Origin of the sequence: Phytohabitans houttuyneae, from assembly GCF_011764425.1 — a bacterium.
Classification (GTDB): domain Bacteria; phylum Actinomycetota; class Actinomycetes; order Mycobacteriales; family Micromonosporaceae; genus Phytohabitans; species Phytohabitans houttuyneae.
In genome coordinates, this window is the sequence record NZ_BLPF01000002.1 from 100533 (window position 1) to 118775 (window position 18243).

The window sequence follows — 18243 nt, forward strand, 5'->3', positions numbered from 1 at the left end:
GACCCCATGAGGGTGGCGCGGGCGCCGAGGAGGCGGCAGGCGTCGGTCAGGGTCAGTACGCCCGCCACGTGTGCGGCCGTGATCTCACCGAGTGAGTGGCCGATGACGGCGTCGGGTCTGAGGCCGAGGCTGTCCAGGAGCCGGGTGAGAGCGATCTGGAGCGTGAAGAGGCTGGCCTGTGCCCAGGTGGTGTGGTCGATCTGGGTGGCGTCCACCGTGCGCAGCGGTTGCGGCAGATGCGGATCGAGCAGCTCGCAGACCTCGTCGTAGGCGGCCGCGAAGACGGGGAAGCGCTGGTACAGCTCGGCTCCCATGCCCGCGCGCTGCGAACCCTGGCCGGAGAACATCCACACCGTCCGGCCCGCCGGCGCCGCGACCGCCTGTACCACGCCCGGGTGCGGGTCTCCGGTGGCGAGTGCGGTGAGGGCTTCGGGTCCGTTGAGGATGGCGGCGCGGTGTTCGAAGTGGGTGCGGGTGGTGGCGAGGGACCAGGCGAGGTCGGCCGGTTCGGCGTGTTGGGCGTGGTCGAGGAGTTGGGCTGCCTGCTCGCGTAGGGCTGGTTCGGTTCGGGCGGAGATCAGCCATGGGGTGGTGACGGGGTTTTCGGTGGGCTCGGGTGTGGTGGCCGGTGGTGGTGGTTCTTCGATGATGAGGTGGGCGTTGGTGCCGGAGATGCCGAAGGCGGAGATGCCGGCGCGGCGGGGTTGGTCGGTGGGTGTCCAGGCGACGGGTTCGGTGAGGAGCCGGACGGCGCCGGTGGACCAGTCGACGTGTGGGGTGGGCTCTTCGATGTGCAGGGTGGCGGGGAGGGTCTGGTGCTGGAGGGCTTGGACCATTTTGATGACGCCGGCGACGCCTGCGGCGGCTTGGGTGTGTCCGATGTTCGACTTGATCGAGCCGAGCCACAGTGGACGGTCGGCGGGGCGGTCCTGGCCGTAGGTGGCGAGTAGTGCTTGCGCTTCGATGGGGTCGCCGAGGGTGGTGCCGGTGCCGTGGGCCTCAACCGCGTCAATGTCGGATGGAGTGAGGCCGGCGTTGGCCAGTGCGCGCATGATGACCCGCTGCTGAGCGGGACCGTTGGGCGCTGTGAGGCCGTTGCTCATGCCGTCCTGGTTCACCGCCGAGCCACGCAGCACGGCGAGGATCTGGTGCCCGTTGCGCTGGGCGTCGCTGAGGCGTTCCAGGAGGACCAGACCGGCGCCCTCACCCCAGCCGGTGCCGTCGGCGGCGGCGGCGAAGGGCTTGCAGCGTCCGTCCGCGGCGAGGCCGCGCTGGCGGGAAAACTCGATGAACGTGGCCGGGGTCGCCATCACCGCCACTCCACCGGCCAGCGCCAGATCACACTCGCCCTGGCGCAGCGACTGGCTCGCCAGGTGGATAGCCACCAGCGACGACGAGCACGCCGTGTCCACAGTGACCGCCGGGCCTTCCAGGCCGAACGTGTACGACACCCGTCCGGACATCACGCTCGGCGTCCCACCCGCGAGCAGGTAGCCCTCGACCTCCCGAGCCGCCGCGGCGCCACCCACCCCGTACCCCTCGTACGTGCCGCCGCAGAAGACGCCGGTGTTTGAGGTGTGGAGGGTGGTGCGGGTGAGTCCGGCGTTTTCGAAGGTTTCCCAGGCGGTTTCGAGGAGGAGGCGTTGTTGGGGGTCCATGGCGAGTGCTTCGCGGGGGCTGATGTTGAAGAAGGTGGGGTCGAATTGGGGTGCGGTGTGGAGGAAGCCGCCGTGTTGGGTGTAGGTGGTGCCGGGGTGGTTGGGGTTGGGGTGGTAGAGGGTGGTGAGGTTCCAGCCTCGGTTGGTGGGCATGGTGGTGATGGCGTCGGTTTGGTGGTGGAGGAGGTTCCATAGGTCGGTGGGGTTGTTGGTGTTGCCGGGGTAGCGGCAGGCCATGGCGATGATGGCGATTGGTTCGTCGGGGTTGTGGGTGTGTGTGGTTGTGGTGGTGGTGTGGGGTTGGGTGTTGGTGAGTTGGGTGTGTAGGTGGGTGGCGAGGTGGTGTGGGGTTGGGTGGTCGTAGATGAGGGTTGGTGGGAGGGTTAGTCCGGTGGTGGTGGTGAGGTGGTTGCGCAGCTCGACCGCGGTCAGCGAATCGAAACCCAGCTCCTGAAAGGGGCGGCCCGCCGGCACGTCACCGGCCGCGGCGTAGCCCAGCACCGCCGCCGCCTGCGCCCGGACGTGCTCCAGCAGCAGCTCGGTCGCGGCCCGGTCGGTGCCGGCCGCGGTCACCTGCCGGCGCAGCGAGGTCTCACCCAGGTCCGCTCCGGTCACCTGCCGCTCGACCGGCATCCGCCCGCGCACTTCCGGGAGGTCGGCGAGCAGCCGGCTCGGGCGCTGCGCGGTGAACGCCGCCGCGAACTTCTCCCAGTCGACGTCGGCGACCGTGACACACGGCTCGGTACCGGACAGCGCGTCGACGAGGGCGTCGAGTGCCAGCTCGGGGTCCAGCGGGTTGAGCCCTCGCCGCCGCAGGTACTCCAAAGTGGACTCGTCGGCGGCCATGCCGGTTTCTTGCCATGGTCCCCAGGCGATGCTGGTGGCGGGTAGTCCGTTGGCGTGGCGGTGTTCGGCGAGGGCGTCGAGGTGGGCGTTGGCGGCGGCGTAGGCGGCTTGCTGTCCGCTGCCCCAGGTGGCGGCGTTGGAGGAGAAGAGGATGAAGGTGGTGATGGTGGGGGTGTGTTGGGTTAGTTCGTGGAGGTGTTGGGCGCCGAGGGCTTTGGCGGCGTGTGTGTTTTGGAGTTGTTGGGTGGTGATGGTGTTGATGGGGCCGGTTTCGGCGGTGCCGGCGGTGTGGATGACGGTGGTGAGGGGGTGGGTGTCGGGGATGGTGGTGAGTAGGTGGGCTAGTGCGTTGCGGTCGGTGGCGTCGAGGGCGGTGATGGTGACGTCGGTGCCCATCGCCGCCAGCTCCCGCGCCAGCTCCGGGGCACCCGGCGCGGCGAGGCCCGAGCGGCTGGTCAGGATCAGCCGGGGTGCGCCGCCGGCGGCCAGTCGCCGGGCGATGCGGGCGCCGAGCGCGCCGGTACCGCCGGTGATCAGCGTGGTGCCCTCGGGGCGCCACTCCTTCCGGGCGGGCGGCGGCCGCCGGTGGGCGAGCCGCCGGGCGTAGGTGGCGTCGGCCCGGATCGCGACCTGGTCCTCGCCGTGCTCGCCGGCAAGGATGCGGGCCAAGCTGGCGGCGTCCACGGTGGAGCCCTCGGGCAGGTCGATTAGGCCGCCCCAGCGCTGCGGCAGCTCCAGCGCGGCCGAACGTCCCAGCCCCCAGGTGGCCGCCTGCGCGGGGGCCGGTGTGCGGTCGAGTGAGTTCGCGGTGACGGCGCCCCGGGTGAGGCACCACAGTGGACCGGGCAGGCCGGCGCGGAGCAGCCGGACGTTCGCGGCCAGCCCGGCGGGCACACCGCCGGTGCTCAGGCCCGCGTCGCCGTCCGTCAGGGCGAGCAGGCTGATCAGTCCAGCGGGTGTGTCGTCCTCGGCGAGCAGGGCCGACAGGTCGGTGCCGTCCGTCACGCTGTGTTTGACGACCGATCCGCCGTGACCCTCGACCGCGGCCACCACGGCGGGCAGGACGTCCGGCTCGTCCGCGCCGCTGAGCACGTGCCAGGTGCCGGTCAGCGCCGGGGGTACGGCGGGGGACGGGAGCGACTTCCACGTGACCTGGTACAGCCATCCGTCGATGGTCGTCATCCGGCGCCGCGGCGGATCGAGCCAGTAGCGCTGGCGCTGGAAGGGGTACGTGGGCAGGGGCACGGGCTGTGGCGTCGGGTCCGACGGGTACCAGGCCGCCCAGTTGACTGACGCCCCGGTCACGTGCAGGTGGGCGAGGGCGGCGGTGAGCCCTTCGACCTCGGGCCGCTTCGCCGGGAGAGTGGCGGTGACCAGGGGTGCCTCGACGGTTTGCGACGCGGCGGCGGCGAGCGCGCCACCGGGGCCGATCTCCAGCCAGGTGGTGGGTTGCCAGGTGTCCCGTGCGTGCCGGAGGCCTTCGGCGAAGAGCACCGGCTGGCGAAGGTGGTTGACCCAGTGTTCCGAGGTCAGGTGCTCGGCTGTCTCGCCGGTGAGGTTGCTGATCAGGGGCAGGCGTGGAGGGCGGTGGTCGATGCTGGCGATGGCGCTCCGGAAGGCGTCGAGGATGGGATCCATCGCGGCGGAGTGGAAGGCGTGGCTGACCGCGAGCTTTCGGGCCTTCCGGCCGCGTTCCCGCCACTGTTCGACGAGCGCGGTGATGTCGGGTTCGGGGCCGGAGACGACCGTGGCGTGCGGGGTGTTGACGGCGGCGACGCAGGCGGTGGTGAGGTCGCCCAGCTCGTCGGGGGTGGCCTGGACGGTGGCCATGGCGCCGCCGGGCGGGAGGTCACCCATCAGGGTGGCGCGGGTCCCGACGAGGCGGCAGGCGTCGGCGAGGGTGAGGATGCCGGCGGTGTGCGCGGCCGCGATCTCACCGATGGAGTGGCCGATGACGGCGTCCGGCTTCAGGCCGAAGCTGTCCAGCAGCCGGGTGAGGGCGACCTGGACGGCGAACAGGCCGGCCTGTGCCCAGGTGGTGTGGTCGATCAGGCCGGGATCCACTGTGCTCAGTGGTTGGGGCAGGTGCGGGTCGAGGAGCGCGGCGACCTCGTCGTAGGCGGCGGCGAAGGCGGGAAACCGCTGGTACAGCTCAGTGCCCATGCCGGCGCGCTGCGAGCCCTGCCCGGAAAACATCCACACGACCGGGCCGGGCGCGTCACTCGCGCCCAGCGGCACCGCGGGATCGGCCTCGCCGGCGGCGAGTGCCCGCAGTCCCGCGACACCGTCGAGCACGACGGCCCGGTGCTCGAACGCGGTACGGGTGGTCGCCAGCGACCAGCCCAGGGCCACGGGATCGGTCCGCTCCGCCGCGTCGACCAGCCGGGCCGCCTGCGCCCGCAGCGCCCCCTCGGTACGGCCGGAGACCAACCAGGGCACCGCGCCGTCGTACGGGGCGAGCGGTGGTGCGGGTTCGGGCTGGGGCGCCTGCTCCAGCACCACGTGCGCGTTGGTGCCGGAGATGCCGAACGAGGAGACCCCGGCGCGGCGCGGGTGCCCGCGGTCGGCCCAGCCGAGCGGTTCGGTGAGCAGCCGCACCGCGCCCGACGACCAGTCCACGTGCGAGGTCGGCTCGGTGACGTGCAGGGTGGCGGGCAGGACGCCGTGCCGCATCGCCTGCACCATCTTGATGACCCCGGCGGCGCCGGCCGCCATCTGGGTGTGCCCGATGTTCGACTTCACCGAGCCGAGCCACAGCGGGTCGTCGGGTGAGCGCGTGGCGCCGTACGTGGCCAGCAGCGCGTGCGCCTCGATCGGGTCGCCCAGCGTGGTGCCGGTGCCGTGCGCCTCGATCGCGTCCACATCGGACACATCGAGCTGCGCGTCGGCGAGCGCGGCCAGGATCACCGCCTGCTGCGCCGGTCCGTTCGGTGCGGTGAGCCCGTTGGAGGCGCCGTCCGAGTTGACGGCGGAGCCGCGCAGGACGGCCAGGACCCGGTGGCCCGAGCGGCGCGCGTCGCTGAGCCGTTCCAGCAGCAGCACGCCGGCGCCCTCGGCCATGGTCATGCCGTCGGCGGTGGCCGAGAACGCCTTCGAGCGCCCGTCCGGGGCCAGCGTGCCGAGGTCGCCGAAGCCGAGCATCGGGGTCGCCGACGACATCACCGCCACCCCGCCGGCGAGCGCCATCGTGCATTCGCCGCGGCGCAGCGCCTGTGCCGCCAGGTGCATCGCGACCAGCGACGAGGAGCACGCGGTGTCGACGGTGACGGCGGGGCCGGAGAGCCCGAGCGTGTAGGCGACCCGTCCGGAGACCACGCTGGCGGTGTTGCCGAGCGTGAAGTAGCCGGCCGACCCGTCAGGCACCTGGGAGATGTCCTCGCAGTAGTCCAGGTGGTCGCAGCCGATGAAGGTACCGACGGAGGCGCCGCGCAGTGCGGTCGGGTCGATGCCGGCGTGCTCGACCGCCTCCCACGAGGTCTCCAGGGCCAGCCGCTGCTGGGGCGCCATGCCGAGCGCCTCGCGGGGTCCGATGCCGAAGAACCCGGCGTCGAAGTCGCCCGCCGCGGCGAGGAAGCCGCCGTGGCGTACCCGTAGCGCGCCGCTTTCCCAACCCCGGTCGGTGGGCAGCGGCCCGATCGCGTCCCGGCCGGCGGCGACGAGGTCCCACAGATCGTCGGCGGTCTGGACGCCGCCGGGGAAGCGGCAGGCCATGCCGACGATGGCGATCGGTTCGTGCGCCGCGGCCTCGATGTCGCGCAGCCGGCGCTGTGACCGGCGCAGGTCCTCGGTCACCCGCTTGAGGTAGTCGAGCAGCTTCGCCTCGTTGCCTCCCGACACCCCACACTCCCCTTTCACGACAGGCACAGCGGCATCCGGGACGCCGCGGGTTCAGCGTCAGGCAGTCGGCTAAAGCCCAGCTAACCCGGGCCTAGCCGGCATGGTGGCGCTCGGCGCGGTCGGAGGCGTCCTCGATCGCGTACGCGTCGTGGGTGGCCCGCCGGGCCTCCTCCTCGGCGGTCAGCTCGATGCGCCGCACGGACCACTTCAGGATCGGCGGTGCCATCACCGAGGTGACGATCGCGACGAGCACGACGATCGTGTACCCGGCGGTCGTCAGCACGCCCAGGCGCAGGCCGACCATGGCCACGATCACTTCGATGACGCCCCGCGAGTTCATCCCGGCGCCGAGCGCGATCGCCTCCCAGCGGTTGAGCCGGCTCAGCCGGGCGCCCACGTAGGCGCCGGCGAACTTTCCGGCGATCGCGCACGCGAGCACGATGAGCGCGACCGCCAGCACCGTCGGTCGGGCCAGCTCGGTCAGGTCCATCCGCAGGCCGGCGGTGGCGAAGAACAGCGGCGCCAGCACGGACATGACGACCAGCCGCAGTGGTGCGAGCTTGGCCGGGCGTACCCCCGAGCAGGCGCCGATCAGCACGCCGACGACGAACGCGCCGAACACCGCCTCGAAGTGCATCGCCTGCGTGGCGGCGGAGGCGAGGAAGACCAGCAGCACGGTCAAGGCCACCGCCGGTCCCGCGTTGGGGGTGGTGTCCACCAGCCGGTACACGCGGCGGACCACCGGCCGGCCCACGGTCGCGGCGACCGCCACGATGCCCACCAGATAGAGGGCCGACTCGATCACGGTGCCGGCGTGCAGCCCGTTCGCGGCCATCGCGGCCACGACGGACAGCAGGAACCAGCCGACCGCGTCGTCGACCATGCCGGCGATCAGGGTCAGCTGCCCGACGTTGCGGTGCAGCATCTTCAGGTCGCTGAGCGTCTTGGCGATCACCGGCAGCGCCGTGACCGACATGGCCACGCCGAGGAAGAGGGCGAACACCGGGCGGTCCACCCGGTCGCCGACCATGCCGGCGGGTATCAGCATGCCGACGCCCATTCCGAGCGCGAACGGGATGAGCAGCCCGGCGGCGCTGACGCTCAGCCCTGTCCCGAGGCGGCGCCGCAGCAGTCCGGTGTCCATGTGGATGCCGGTGATCGCGACCAGCAGCAGCACGCCGAACTGCCCGACCGCGTCGAGCATGTGCACCTGCTCAGACGCCTGCGGCAGCAGCCAGTCCGAAACGGCCGGAGCCGCCCAGCCCAGCAGTGACGGGCCCAGCAGCAGGCCGACGCTGAGCTCGCCGACCACCGCGGGCATGCCGAGGCGGGTCGCCAGCCGTCCCAACAGGAACGCCATGCCGAGCAGGGCGCTGACCTGAAGCAGCAGGAGCAACAGAGGGTGGGCGGGGATCGGTGCTACCGGCATGGGGGCTCCCATACGTCAACGCGTCGTCAGTCGGCATGGTCTGCGCGCATCATCGGGTCGCTCGCTAAAGCCGGCCCTAAGGGCAATCACGGTGGTGCCCGCAACCCCCTAAAGACCATCTGGGGTTGACGCCCCTCGATGCTGGCGCTGGTCATGTCAGGGGTTGTCTGGGGTTGTTGGGCGACTGAGAGCGCGCATACGTTGAGGCGGACGGACGTGTGTGGGCCCCGGCGCCTACCAGGGTGTACGTGGCCAGGCCGATGCCAGAAACGGGGGCGGCGTATGCGTTACGAGATGCTCGGTCCGATCCGGGTGCTCGATGGGGACACAGCCCACGAGGTAAGTGCTCGCAAGATCGAGGTGCTGCTCGCGGTGCTGTTGGTGCGAGCCGGTCAGGTTGTCGCGCCCGGACAGCTGATGACCGAGATCTGGGGCGAGGATCTGCCCCGCCGCGCCACCGCGGGACTTCACGTGTACATCTCGCAGCTGCGCAAGTTTCTCGCCAGACCGGGTCAGGCGGACAGCCCGATCGTGACCACGCAGCCCGGTTACGTGCTACGCCTCGGCTCGGACCAGCTGGACGTGCAGGACTTCAAGCGGCTCGTGGCGGACGGCCGGGCGAGCCGGCGGGCCGGCCTGCCGGAGCAGGCGTTCACGCGGTACCAGGAGGCGCTCGCGCTGTGGCGCGGCCCGGCCCTGGGCGACCAGCGCAGCGGCCCGGTGCTGACCGCGTTCGCCGGCTGGGCGGAGCTTGCCCGGCTGGAGTGCGCGGAGGAGCTGGTGGAGTGCGCGTTCGACCTCGGCCGGCACCGCGAGTACGTCGGCTACCTGTACGCGATGACCACTGAGAACCCGTTTCGAGAGGCGTTCTACCGGCAGCTCATGCTCGCGCTCTACCGCTCCGGCTGCCAGGCTGAGGCGCTCCAGGTCTACCAGACGGCGCGCTCGGTGCTCAACGACGAGTTCGGACTGGAGCCGTGCCGCACCCTGCGCGACCTCCAGCGCGCGATCCTGCTGGGCGACCCGCGGCTCGAGGCGGTCGCTGCCTGAGCGTCGCCTGTGGACAGTGAAGGCCGGCCCGATCGGGCCGGCCTCATTTTGTCCTATGAGGACTTGAGTGCGGCGGACAGCTCGGTGGACACCTCCTGGATGACCGACGCCGCCTGGTCGACCAGATAGAAGTGTCCACCCGGAAAGATCCGCAGCCGGTAGCCGCCGGTCGTGTGCGCGGCCCAGGCGCGCGCCTCGTCCTCGTCGACCCGAGGGTCCACGTCGCCGATCAGCGACACCACGGGGCAGCTGAGGCGCTGCCCGGACGTGTGCCGGTAGCGCTCGATGGCGAGGAAGTCGCTGCGCACCGCCGGCAGGATCATCTGGACCAGCTCCGGGTCGCCGAGGACGTCGCCGTTGGTGCCGGACAGCAGGCGCAGCTCGGCGAGGATCGCCTGGTCGTCGCGATCGCTGACGGTCTCGGGCCGGTACCTCGAGGGCGCCCGGCGGCCCGAGGCGAAGAACCGGACCAGCGGCGGTGCGCCGGCCGCCTCCAGGCGCAGCGCCACCTCGTAGCCGAGGATCGCGCCGAGGCTGTGGCCGAAGAACGCCAGCGGGCGGTCGGTCAGCGGGCGCACCACCTCGGTGACGGCGTCAGCCAGCGCGGAGATGCTCTCGACGGGCTGCTCGGCACGGCGGTCCTGGCGGCCCGGGTACTGCACGGCGTGCACCTCGACGCCCGGCGTGAGGGCCGCGGAGACCGGAAAGTAGAAGCTGGCCGATCCGCCGGCGTGTGGAAAGCACACCAGCCGGACCCGGCTGTCCGGCGAGGGGTGGTAGCGCCGGATCCACAATGCCGAGTCCATTGTGGACGGTGAATGGTCGGTTGCCTGGCCGGCCGGCATGGTACTCATGTGCCAGATGCTAATCGGCGTGCGGAAAGCGGCCAACCCGTAAGCATTGACGTGAACTGGGGATTGTCAGGGGTGTACGACCCACTGGGGGTTGGATAGCGTGAGTCGTGGAGAGGTGACGTACCCCGGTATGAAGGGACGCCCATGATTGACACTCCTGACGCGATGTCCAATGGCGACGATCGCGTGATCATCCAAGTCGTGCTTGAGGGCGGCCCGGCGACACTGCCGTCCGAGCTGCGCACCCATCGTGTCGCCAGCGTCGACGACAAGGTCAAGGTGCCGCACCAGGGTGGCTACGAGCACTTCGAGTACGAAGGGGCCGCCGGTGACCGGACGGTCTACCGCTGGACCGGGCGCACCCGCGTCGCCGAGTAGACGTACCACCACACGCCGCCGGCTTCCGTGGCCGGCGGCGTACGTGTGCGTGCCCCGCCGGCCGGCAGGCGCGGCGGGACAGGAGAGTCAGAGCGGCACGTTGCCGTGGTGCCCGCGCCCGGCCGGCGCCGTGGCGAGCGCCTCGGCCAGCCGCCGGCGGCTCTGCGCCGGCGCCAGGATCTCGTCCACCACGCCCAGCTCCAGGGCCCGGTCGACGCTGCCGGCCGTGCGCTCGTACTCGGCGACGAGACAGGCGCGCAGCGCCTCCCGCTCCGCGTCGGGTGCCGCGGCGAGGGCTTTGCGGTGCAGCACACCCACCGCCGCCTCGGCGCCCATCACGGCGACCTCCGCTTGCGGCCAGGCGAAGACCCTGGTGGCGCCGAGGGCGCGGGAGTTCATCGCGATGTAGGCACCGCCGTACGCCTTGCGGGTGATAAGCGTGACCCGCGGGACAACGGCCTCGGCGAAGGCGTAGAGCAGCTTTGCGCCTCGCCGGACGACCCCGTCCCGTTCCTGTCCCACCCCGGGCAGGTAGCCCGGGACGTCGGCGATCACCACGAGGGCGATGCCAAACGAGTCGCAGAGCCGCACGAAGCGGGCGGCCTTCTCGGCGCTGAGCGTGTCCAGGCACCCGCCCTTGCGGATCGGGTTGTTGGCGACCACGCCGACCGTACGGCCGGCCAGGCGGCCCAGGCCGATCACGATGTTCGGCGCCCAGCGGGTTGGAGTTCCTCGAACCCGCCGTCGGCCGGGTCGAGGATTGCCCGGATCAACGGCCGCATGTCGTAGGCGCGCCGCGGCCGGTCGGGCAGGAGCTGCCCGGGGTCCATGCCGTCCCACGGCTGGGCGAGGTCGAACCGGCCCGGCCGGGCGAACAGGGAGCAGAGGCGGCGGGTGCGCACGTACGCGTCGGCCTCCGAGTCGGCCATCACGTGTACCACCCCGGAGCGGCCGTGCGCCGCGGCGCCGCCCAGCCCTTCCATGTCGATCATCTCGCCGGTTACCTTGCGCACCACGTCCGGCCCGGTGACGAAGACCCGGCCGGCGGGCGCCATGACGAGCAGGTCGGTGAGGGCGGCGCCGTACGCGGCTCCGCCGGCGGCCGGGCCCAGCGCCACGGAGATCTGCGGCACCCGGCCGGAGGCGCGGACCATCGCGCTGAACATCGTGCCGATTCCGTGCATCGCCTCGACGCCATCGCCCAGTTTGGCGCCGCCGGAGTGCCAGAGCCCGACGACCGGCCAGCGCTCGCGGATTCCGCAGTCGATCGCGTCGACGATGCGCCGGCAGCCGTCCTGGCCGATCGCACCGCCCATGGTGGTGGCGTCGGTGCAGTAGGCGACGACCTTCTGACCGTCGACCGTGCCGTGTGCGGCCAGGACGCCGCTGGTGTCAGCCGGATGCAGCGGTACGGGTGCCGCGTCGAACAGCTGCGCCAACCGCACCATCGGCGCCCGCGGATCCTCCTGCCCGGTCCCGGTCAAGGTCACCGCGTCGGCCGTAATGGTCATCGGACACCCTCCGTATGCGGGCGCGCGGCGACCGGCCGGACCGGCCACCGTGGACCGGCTCAGCGTGCGGCAGGTGGCTAACGCCGCGCCTGCCGCGCGCTAAAGCCTCACTACTGATCACGCAGCAGGCTGACCGTCAGGTCGGTGCGCCGGCGCACGTGCAGCTTTCGGAACACGTTGGTCAGGTGCTGCTCCACCGTGCTCACCGTGACGTGCAGCTTGCGGGCGATCTGAAGGTTGGTGTGCCCCTGCACGGCCAGCGCCGCCACCCGCTGTTCGGCGGTGCTCAGCTGCGCGGGGCCCTGCTCGGCACCTGCTCGGCGCTCCGCCTTGAGCGGCTGCGGCCGGTGCTCGGAGCGGCGCAGGGCGGCCACGAGCGGCTTGCGTTGCGCCTCGGCGGTGCCGCCGACCGCGCGCCGCGCCTCGTCGAGGGCGGTGACGGCGCGGGCCAGCTCCACCGGGTCGCCACCGGACCGCAGCTCCTCGGCGGCCTCTTCCAGGATGGCCGCCCGCTCGGCGGGCTCGGCGCCCGCGGCGAGGACCCGCAGCGACAGCCCGCGGGTGCGCCACTGGCTGTCGGCGAGCATGGCCAGCTGATCCTGGGCCAGCTGCCGGGCGATCTTCGCCTGCCCGAGCCCCAGGTACGCCTCGGCCAGGTCCGTGCGCCACGGCACGACGCCCGGCAGGTCCAGCCGCCAGGGGATCATCAGGTCTCTGCACGCCTCGAACTCGGCGATGGCGGACCTGTAGTTTTCCCGGGCGAGGTGGTAGCGGCCGCGCGCACGCACGTACTGAAGCCCGTAGGGGGTCTGGAACACCGCTTCCGGCAATGGCCAGTGCAGCGCGTCGTGCTCCTGGTCGGTGAGCAGCAGGATCGACAGCGGCAGGCCCACGCGGACGCCCAGGCCGCGGGTGGAGGAGTAGGAGAGGGCGGCCCGTGCGTGGCGATCGGCGCCGGCGGGGTCGCCGCGCCGATAGCAGATCATCGCGTGTACCGCCGACAGCTGCGCGCACCAGGTCGGCACCCGGCGCCTGTCCGCCTCTTCCAGCATCGGCGCGCACCATCGTGCGGCGGCCTCGAGCCGGTCGCCGAAGACCAGCATCTCCAGCGCCGGCATGATCGTCGCGAAGGTGGTGTCGTCGAGCCGGGACTGCTGCAGCACCTCCTCGGCGTCGGCGAGGACCTCGTCGGTGAGCCCGTCGGCCAGGAGCCGGCCGACCAGCCCGGCCGCCCGCACCGACACGCTCCGGGTGGTGGCGCCGAAGGCCGGCAGTAGCGGCGGCAGGAGGCCACCGGGCACCCGGTCGGCGAACGCGGGAAAGGTGTATGCGAGCCGCGAGCGCGCGCTGTACAGCGCGGTGGCGGTGTCGAGGTCGGTGGCCGGGGCGGTCTTGGTGAGGTGGTCCAGCAGCTCGACCGCGTCTGCCGCCCGCCCGTGCCAGAGCAGGTAGTCGGTCAGCTCGACGGCCCGGTTGCCGGCCAGCGTGCCGGCGTGGGCGGCGGCGACCAGCTCGTCGAGGTTGCGGCTGGCTGTCCGTGTGTCCAACCGCCACTGCACCCGCGTCAGCGCCGCCTTCGTGGTCACCTGCTCCGCTTCGGTGGTACTGGCGCGCTGGGCCAGCCGCAGGCACTCCAGCGCGTGGCTGGTGTCGTCGTGCTCCAGCGCGTGGTCGGCCGCCTCGCGTAGCACGGGCGCGGACCAGGCCGGTCCCACATGGCGGGCGGCGACCTCATGCCGGGCCACGGCGGGGGCCGGTGCGCCGCTCTTGTACAGCTGGTGGGCGGCGCGCGCGTGCAGCACCGAGCGCTGCTCGGGCGCCATGGCGTCGAGCACGGCCGCCCGTGCACGGCCGTGCCGGAACCAGCCGTCCCTCAGCAGACCCCACTCGGTGGCTGTGTCGATGGCGCGGGTCGCCGCCGCCGCGTCCACGTCCAGCAGATCGGTGAGCGCCGCGGGGGAGGCCGGCTCGGCCAGGGTCGCCAGCACCCGGGCCAGCCGCAGCACGGTGGCGTCGCCGCGGTAGAGGCAGGTCGTGACGGCCTGAGCGAAGGCGTCTCCGGCGACGGGTCCGGGCAGTGACCGCCCGGTGGCTCGGCCGTCCTCGATCAGGGCGCCAAGCAGCAGCGGGCTGCCGCCGCTGATGTCGTGGTAGGCCGGGGCGATGGCGCGGGCGTCGCGCACGCCGAGCCTCTCGCACAGCACGGAGGTCACGCCGGGCAGCGTCAGCGGGCGGAGCCGGATGCGGTGACATTGTGGCTGGCTGAGCAGGTCGGCGCGGATGACCGGCCACGGCTGGCGGACCCAGACAGCCTCGTTGAAGACCATCATCACCGGGGCCCGGGCGGTGCGGTTGATCAGGTAGAGCAGGCAGTGCAGGGATGCCAGGTCGACGAAGTGCAGGTCGTCGACGCCGATCAGCAACGGTGTCCGCTCGGCGAGGTCCAGCAGAACGCCCGCCATGCCCTGAAGGACCTTCGCGGTGACCCGCTGCGTCGTCTCGGAGTCGTGGTCGTGCAGCATCGCGCTCATTGCGCCGTCGGACAGCAGCTGGTCTATCCGCTCGCGCTGCGTCGGCGTCAGGTCGGCGCAGGCGAAAAGTTGCTGCATGACGCCGAGTGGCAGCGTGCGCTCGGTGCGTGAGGCGGTCGCGGTGAGCAGGCTCATCCCGCGATCTGTCGCCGCCGCCGCGAAGCGGCGTAGCAGCTGGGTCTTACCCGAACCTACCGAGCCCGTCGTCAACACCACGGCACCCGTGCCGTCGAGGCAGCCGTCGAGCAGCCCGCTCAGGACTTGCGACTGCGTCCCCCGTTCGACAAATGCCACCCATCCTCCCCCGTGTCATGTGGCGGTGACTTGTGGTCTCGTGGGCAAACCTCATCGTCGGTATGCAGGAACCCCATCGGTGTCGGCCATCCAGGGGCCGCTGGCGGAACGGCATAGGCGCCGACCGGCCACGGCAAGGATGGCGGGCCAATGCGACTTGGTCCGAGGCGTCAGAAACTCGAGCCGTCGCCAATGATGCCAGTCATCGCGGGAGGCACACAAGGTCATCGTCCTGTGACCACACGTACACAGATGTTATTTGCCTACACGTTCACCTAGTCCAAAAGTGTCTGGCCGGGGGATATGTGGCTCCGGCAACGTGTCGGAAACATAAATCGGTGACTCCGGCGCGGAGCTGTACGCGATCTTGGACACTCGAACGTGGACAGTTGAACGTGGATTTGATAATTCACGAAAAGAGGGGGCCTGGAGCGTGAACCCCGGCGGTGAAGTCTTGGCGAAACCTTGGATTTCCGCTTGAGTGGGACGCTCTGTAACCGGCCGACTCACGCGACCGGAATGGTGCGGCGACAAGACTCCACGATGTACTCCCGATCGAATTCCCGTGCCTTATGCCTCTACTGAAACGTTGTTTTCATGCAACGGACAGGGACATTGGTCCAACTCATATCGACGGGCTGGTCCGGCCCGCTGAGAGCTTCGCCTGGGTGCCCGGGAGGTACACATCGGTTCGGCCACATTTCCTGATCAAGTGATCCATGAGCGTCGATGTTGTGTGATGATCGATCCGTTCGGACGGTGCGGGGAGGGGATGTGGTGGGCGGTTACCGGTTGCACGTCAACGGTCGGCGTCAGGTGGTCGATGTCCCCGGCGACACCCCGCTGCTGTGGGCGTTGCGGGACGAGCTCGGGCTGACCGGACCGAAGTACGGCTGTGGCGTCGGTGCCTGCGGCGCGTGCGTCTCGCTCGTCGACGGCGCCGCCGCGCGGCCGTGCGTCCGGACGGTCGCCGACTCCGCGCAGGCCCGGATCACCACCATCGAGGGGATCCACGACCATCCGGTGCAGCAGGCCTGGCTGGAACTCGACGTCGCGCAGTGCGGCTACTGCCAGCCCGGCCAGATCATGACGGCCGTGGCCCTGCTCGCCCGCATCCCGGATCCGACCGACGCGCAGATCGTAGAGGCGTTGCGGGACAACGTCTGCCGGTGTGGGACGTACCCGCGCATCCTGGCGGCCGTCCGCCGGGCGGCCGAGATCGCCCGGGGTGACCGGTGATCACCCGGCGGTCCTTCCTGACGGCGGGCGCGCTGGTGGTGGCCGTGCCGGTGGCAACGGCGGCGCGCCCCGCGAGTGCCGCACCCGGCGCCGAGCTGCCGGACCTGGCACCGACGGTGTTCGTCCGCGTCGACCGCCACGGCCGGGTGGTGGCGACGGTTCCGAAGCCGGACACCGGTCAGGGCGTGCGGACCATGGCCGCGGTACTGGTCGCCGAGGAGTTGGCCGTCGAGGTCGCCGACGTGACGCTGGAGCAGGCACTCGGCGACACCGCGCGGTACGGCTCCCAGTCGGTCGGCAACTCCATGTCGAGCCGCCACCTCACCCAGCCCTTGCGCACCGCCGCCGCCACCGCGCGGTGCCTGCTCGTGGCGGCAGCGGCCGCGCGGTGGCAGGTGCCCGTCGCGGAGTGTGTCGCGCGGCGCGGACGGGTCGAGCATCCGGGCCGGCGGCCGCTGCACTACCGCGAACTGGTCGGTGAGGCAGCCGCGATCGATCCCGCCACCGTGCCGGTCGTCCTCACGCCGCCCGACCAGTGGCGGCTGATCGGCAGTACCCGCGCCGGAAGGGCCGACGCGCGCGCCATCGTCACCGGCCGCGCCCGCTACGGTGTGGAGTCCGCGCCTCCTGGCGGTCTGATCGCCGTCGTCGCGCGGCCGTCGTGGATCGGAGCGCAGGTCGACACGGTCGACGATGCCGCCGCGCGGGCCGTGGCCGGCGTGGTCGCGGTCATCCGGCTCACCCCGCCGGGAGACGGGCAGGGCGGGGTCGCGGTCGTCGCGACCTCCACCGCCGCGGCGCTGCGCGGCCGGGACGCGCTGCGCGTCACCTGGACCGGCGGAAACCCGGCGGCCGACAGCCGCGCCTGGTTGGCGGACCTGGAGACGGCGCTGCCGCCCCTCGTGGGGACCCCGGACATGCTGCGCGTGTTCCGCATGCCGCTGCTCGCACACGCGCCGATGGAGCCGATGAACGCCACGGCCCACGTCACCGCGTCCGAGGTGCGGGTGTGGGCGCCGGTGCAGAACCCAGGCGGGCTGCGCACCCAACTGGCCGCGCAGCTCGGTCGGCCCGAGGCCGAGGTGACGGTGACACCGACGCTGGCCGGCGGCGCGTTCGGCCGGCGCATCGAAGTCGACCCGGTGCAGGAGGCGGTGGCCTGCTCGCGGACCGTCGGCCAGTCCGTCACCGTGCGGTGGACGCGTGACGACGACACCCGGCACGACTCGTACCGGCCGATGTCGGTGCACCGGCTCGGCGCGACACTCGGCCCGGACGGCGTGCCCACCAGCCGCGTCCACCAGGTGGCGACCTGGCCGTTGACCGTATCGCCGCCGTTCAGCAGCCCGGCGGTGGTCAGAGCCAGCGGCAACCACTTCCCGTACGCGGTGCCCGGCGAGGTGTCGGTGACGCTGCGACCCGCCCCGCTGCGCACCGGCTTCTGGCGCTCGGTCTACGCCGGTCAGTTCGCCTACGCCGAGGAGTGCTTCCTCGGGGAGATCGCCCGGCGCGGCGGACACGACCAGGTGGACCTCCGGCGCCGCCTGCTGCCGGCAGCCTCCCGCCTGCACGCGGTGCTCGACGCCGCGGCCCTTCGCGCTCCCGCGCCGGAAGCCGGGCAGAGCCGGGGCGTGGCATGCCATCTCGAGTACGACTCGGCCATCGCGGTGATCGTCACCGCCGACCCGGCGGCGAGAAAGGTACTGCGGGTCACGGCGGCCGTCGACGTCGGCGTCCCGATCCATCCCTCCGGCGTCGTGGCCCAGGTCGAGGGCACGGTGGTCGACGCACTGTCCACTGTGCTCGGTGCACAGATCACCGTGCGCGACGGCGCGGTCGTCGAGTCGTCGTTCCGGGACTACGCGTGGGCGCGCATCACCGATTGTCCCGACATCGACGTGGTCACCGTACAGTCGGACGCGCCCATCGGCGGGCTCGGCGAGCTCGCGTACCCACCGGCCGCGGCGGCGATCGCGATGGCGCTCGCAGGCAACGGCGAGCCGGTCACCGGAATGCCGTACGGCGTCGAGGTCGGCTGAACACCCCGTCCATCGGCATCTTCGCGCGGAGGCCGAGCGGATTGTCTATACCGAGCGCTGGCTGCGACGTGAGGGGTTCGCGCCCCGCCAGGTCTGGCATCGCTGAAGAGGCTTCTTCCACAGCCCTGAGCAGACCGCGCGGCTGGTCCCGACGGATGGTCGCTGACGGTAGTAGGGCAGATCGTGGTCGTTTGCTGCCCTCCAGGGGCAGTAGACGTCCACGATCTGAACGGCAACCGGGGTTGGGCTCGGCCAGCGCGGAGGGTGAGGCCGCGGGAGCAACGGTCTGGACCACGACGGGCGTCGCGGTAGCCCCGATCTGTTTCGAATTGGATCTTCTGAGACGGCTCCACGGTCGCGCCGCACCCTGGCGCCGAAAGGTCGCTGGTCCGCGGGTGGCCGCGCGAGGTCGGTCCTGAAATGTGGACCGCGGGCGTGGCGTAACGGTTGGTCGCCGGCGCGTTCGGGCAGCTCAGACCTGCTGTCGCGAATGGTGGAGGTGGCGCAGCGCCGATCATCTTCCCAGTATTCCCACCTGGTTTGTAGGGTACGCACGACTGGGTCTGCCGGGCCCGGA

Annotated in this window: 7 protein-coding genes and 2 pseudogenes; 4 read left to right on the plus strand and 5 right to left on the minus strand. The window is 71.7% G+C overall.

Annotated features, from left to right (window positions below; translation table 11 throughout):
- Positions 1 to 8: 8 nt before the first annotated feature.
- Together Phou_RS52920 and Phou_RS24020 are read right to left on the minus strand one after the other, a co-directional pair.
- Positions 9 to 6368 (minus strand): annotated as a pseudogene (locus Phou_RS52920) (type I polyketide synthase); the annotation flags it as partial.
- 64 nt (positions 6369 to 6432) lie between these two features.
- On the minus strand, positions 6433 to 7770 hold the full coding sequence (locus Phou_RS24020) for a cation:proton antiporter (protein ID WP_218579168.1): 1338 nt from the start codon (positions 7768 to 7770) through the stop codon (positions 6433 to 6435).
- 294 nt (positions 7771 to 8064) lie between these two features.
- Between Phou_RS24020 and Phou_RS24025 the strand changes: the two genes are divergently transcribed.
- Positions 8065 to 8820, plus strand: a complete 756-nt coding sequence (locus Phou_RS24025) for an AfsR/SARP family transcriptional regulator (protein ID WP_218579169.1) — start codon at positions 8065 to 8067, stop codon at positions 8818 to 8820.
- 53 nt (positions 8821 to 8873) lie between these two features.
- On the opposite strand, the gene Phou_RS24030 is transcribed toward Phou_RS24025, so the two are convergent.
- Entirely contained in the window at positions 8874 to 9665 is a 792-nt protein-coding gene (locus Phou_RS24030) for a thioesterase II family protein (RefSeq protein ID WP_281365117.1), read from the minus strand.
- Positions 9666 to 9818: 153 nt separating this feature from the next.
- Here Phou_RS24030 and Phou_RS24035 point away from each other — a divergent pair, with 153 nt between their 5' ends.
- Positions 9819 to 10052 (plus strand): DUF5988 family protein, encoded by a 234-nt coding sequence (locus Phou_RS24035; RefSeq protein ID WP_173059097.1) that lies wholly within the window; start codon positions 9819 to 9821, stop codon positions 10050 to 10052.
- A gap of 87 nt (positions 10053 to 10139) precedes the next feature.
- Here Phou_RS24035 and Phou_RS24040 read toward each other — a convergent pair.
- Positions 10140 to 11563, minus strand: a pseudogene (locus Phou_RS24040) (acyl-CoA carboxylase subunit beta).
- 110 nt (positions 11564 to 11673) lie between these two features.
- The gene (locus Phou_RS24045) at positions 11674 to 14388 is read right to left on the minus strand and encodes a helix-turn-helix transcriptional regulator (RefSeq protein WP_173059100.1); all 2715 of its coding nucleotides are present in this window, start codon (positions 14386 to 14388) and stop codon (positions 11674 to 11676) included.
- Positions 14389 to 15117: 729 nt separating this feature from the next.
- Here Phou_RS24045 and Phou_RS24050 point away from each other — a divergent pair.
- Positions 15118 to 15627 carry a (2Fe-2S)-binding protein gene (locus Phou_RS24050; protein ID WP_173059103.1) on the plus strand — a complete coding sequence of 170 codons (510 nt, stop codon included), beginning with the start codon at positions 15118 to 15120 and terminating at the stop codon, positions 15625 to 15627.
- Complete coding sequence (locus tag Phou_RS24055) at positions 15624 to 17666, plus strand: molybdopterin cofactor-binding domain-containing protein (protein WP_173059106.1); 2043 nt, start codon at positions 15624 to 15626, stop codon at positions 17664 to 17666. Before Phou_RS24050 ends, Phou_RS24055 begins: the two co-directional genes overlap by 4 nt.
- The last annotated feature ends 577 nt before the right edge of the window (positions 17667 to 18243 follow it).

Bases quoted from the DNA above. Each gene is read 5' to 3' on its own strand.
- Phou_RS24035 (WP_173059097.1), top strand. From the start codon at position 9,819: ATGATTGACACTCCTGACGCGATGTCCAATGGCGACGATCGCGTGATC.
- Phou_RS24025 (WP_218579169.1), top strand. From the start codon at position 8,065: ATGCTCGGTCCGATCCGGGTGCTCGATGGGGACACAGCCCACGAGGTA.
- Phou_RS24030 (WP_281365117.1), bottom strand. From the start codon at position 9,665: ATGCCGGCCGGCCAGGCAACCGACCATTCACCGTCCACAATGGACTCG.
- Phou_RS24050 (WP_173059103.1), top strand. From the start codon at position 15,118: ATGTTGTGTGATGATCGATCCGTTCGGACGGTGCGGGGAGGGGATGTG.
- Phou_RS24020 (WP_218579168.1), bottom strand. From the start codon at position 7,770: ATGCCGGTAGCACCGATCCCCGCCCACCCTCTGTTGCTCCTGCTGCTT.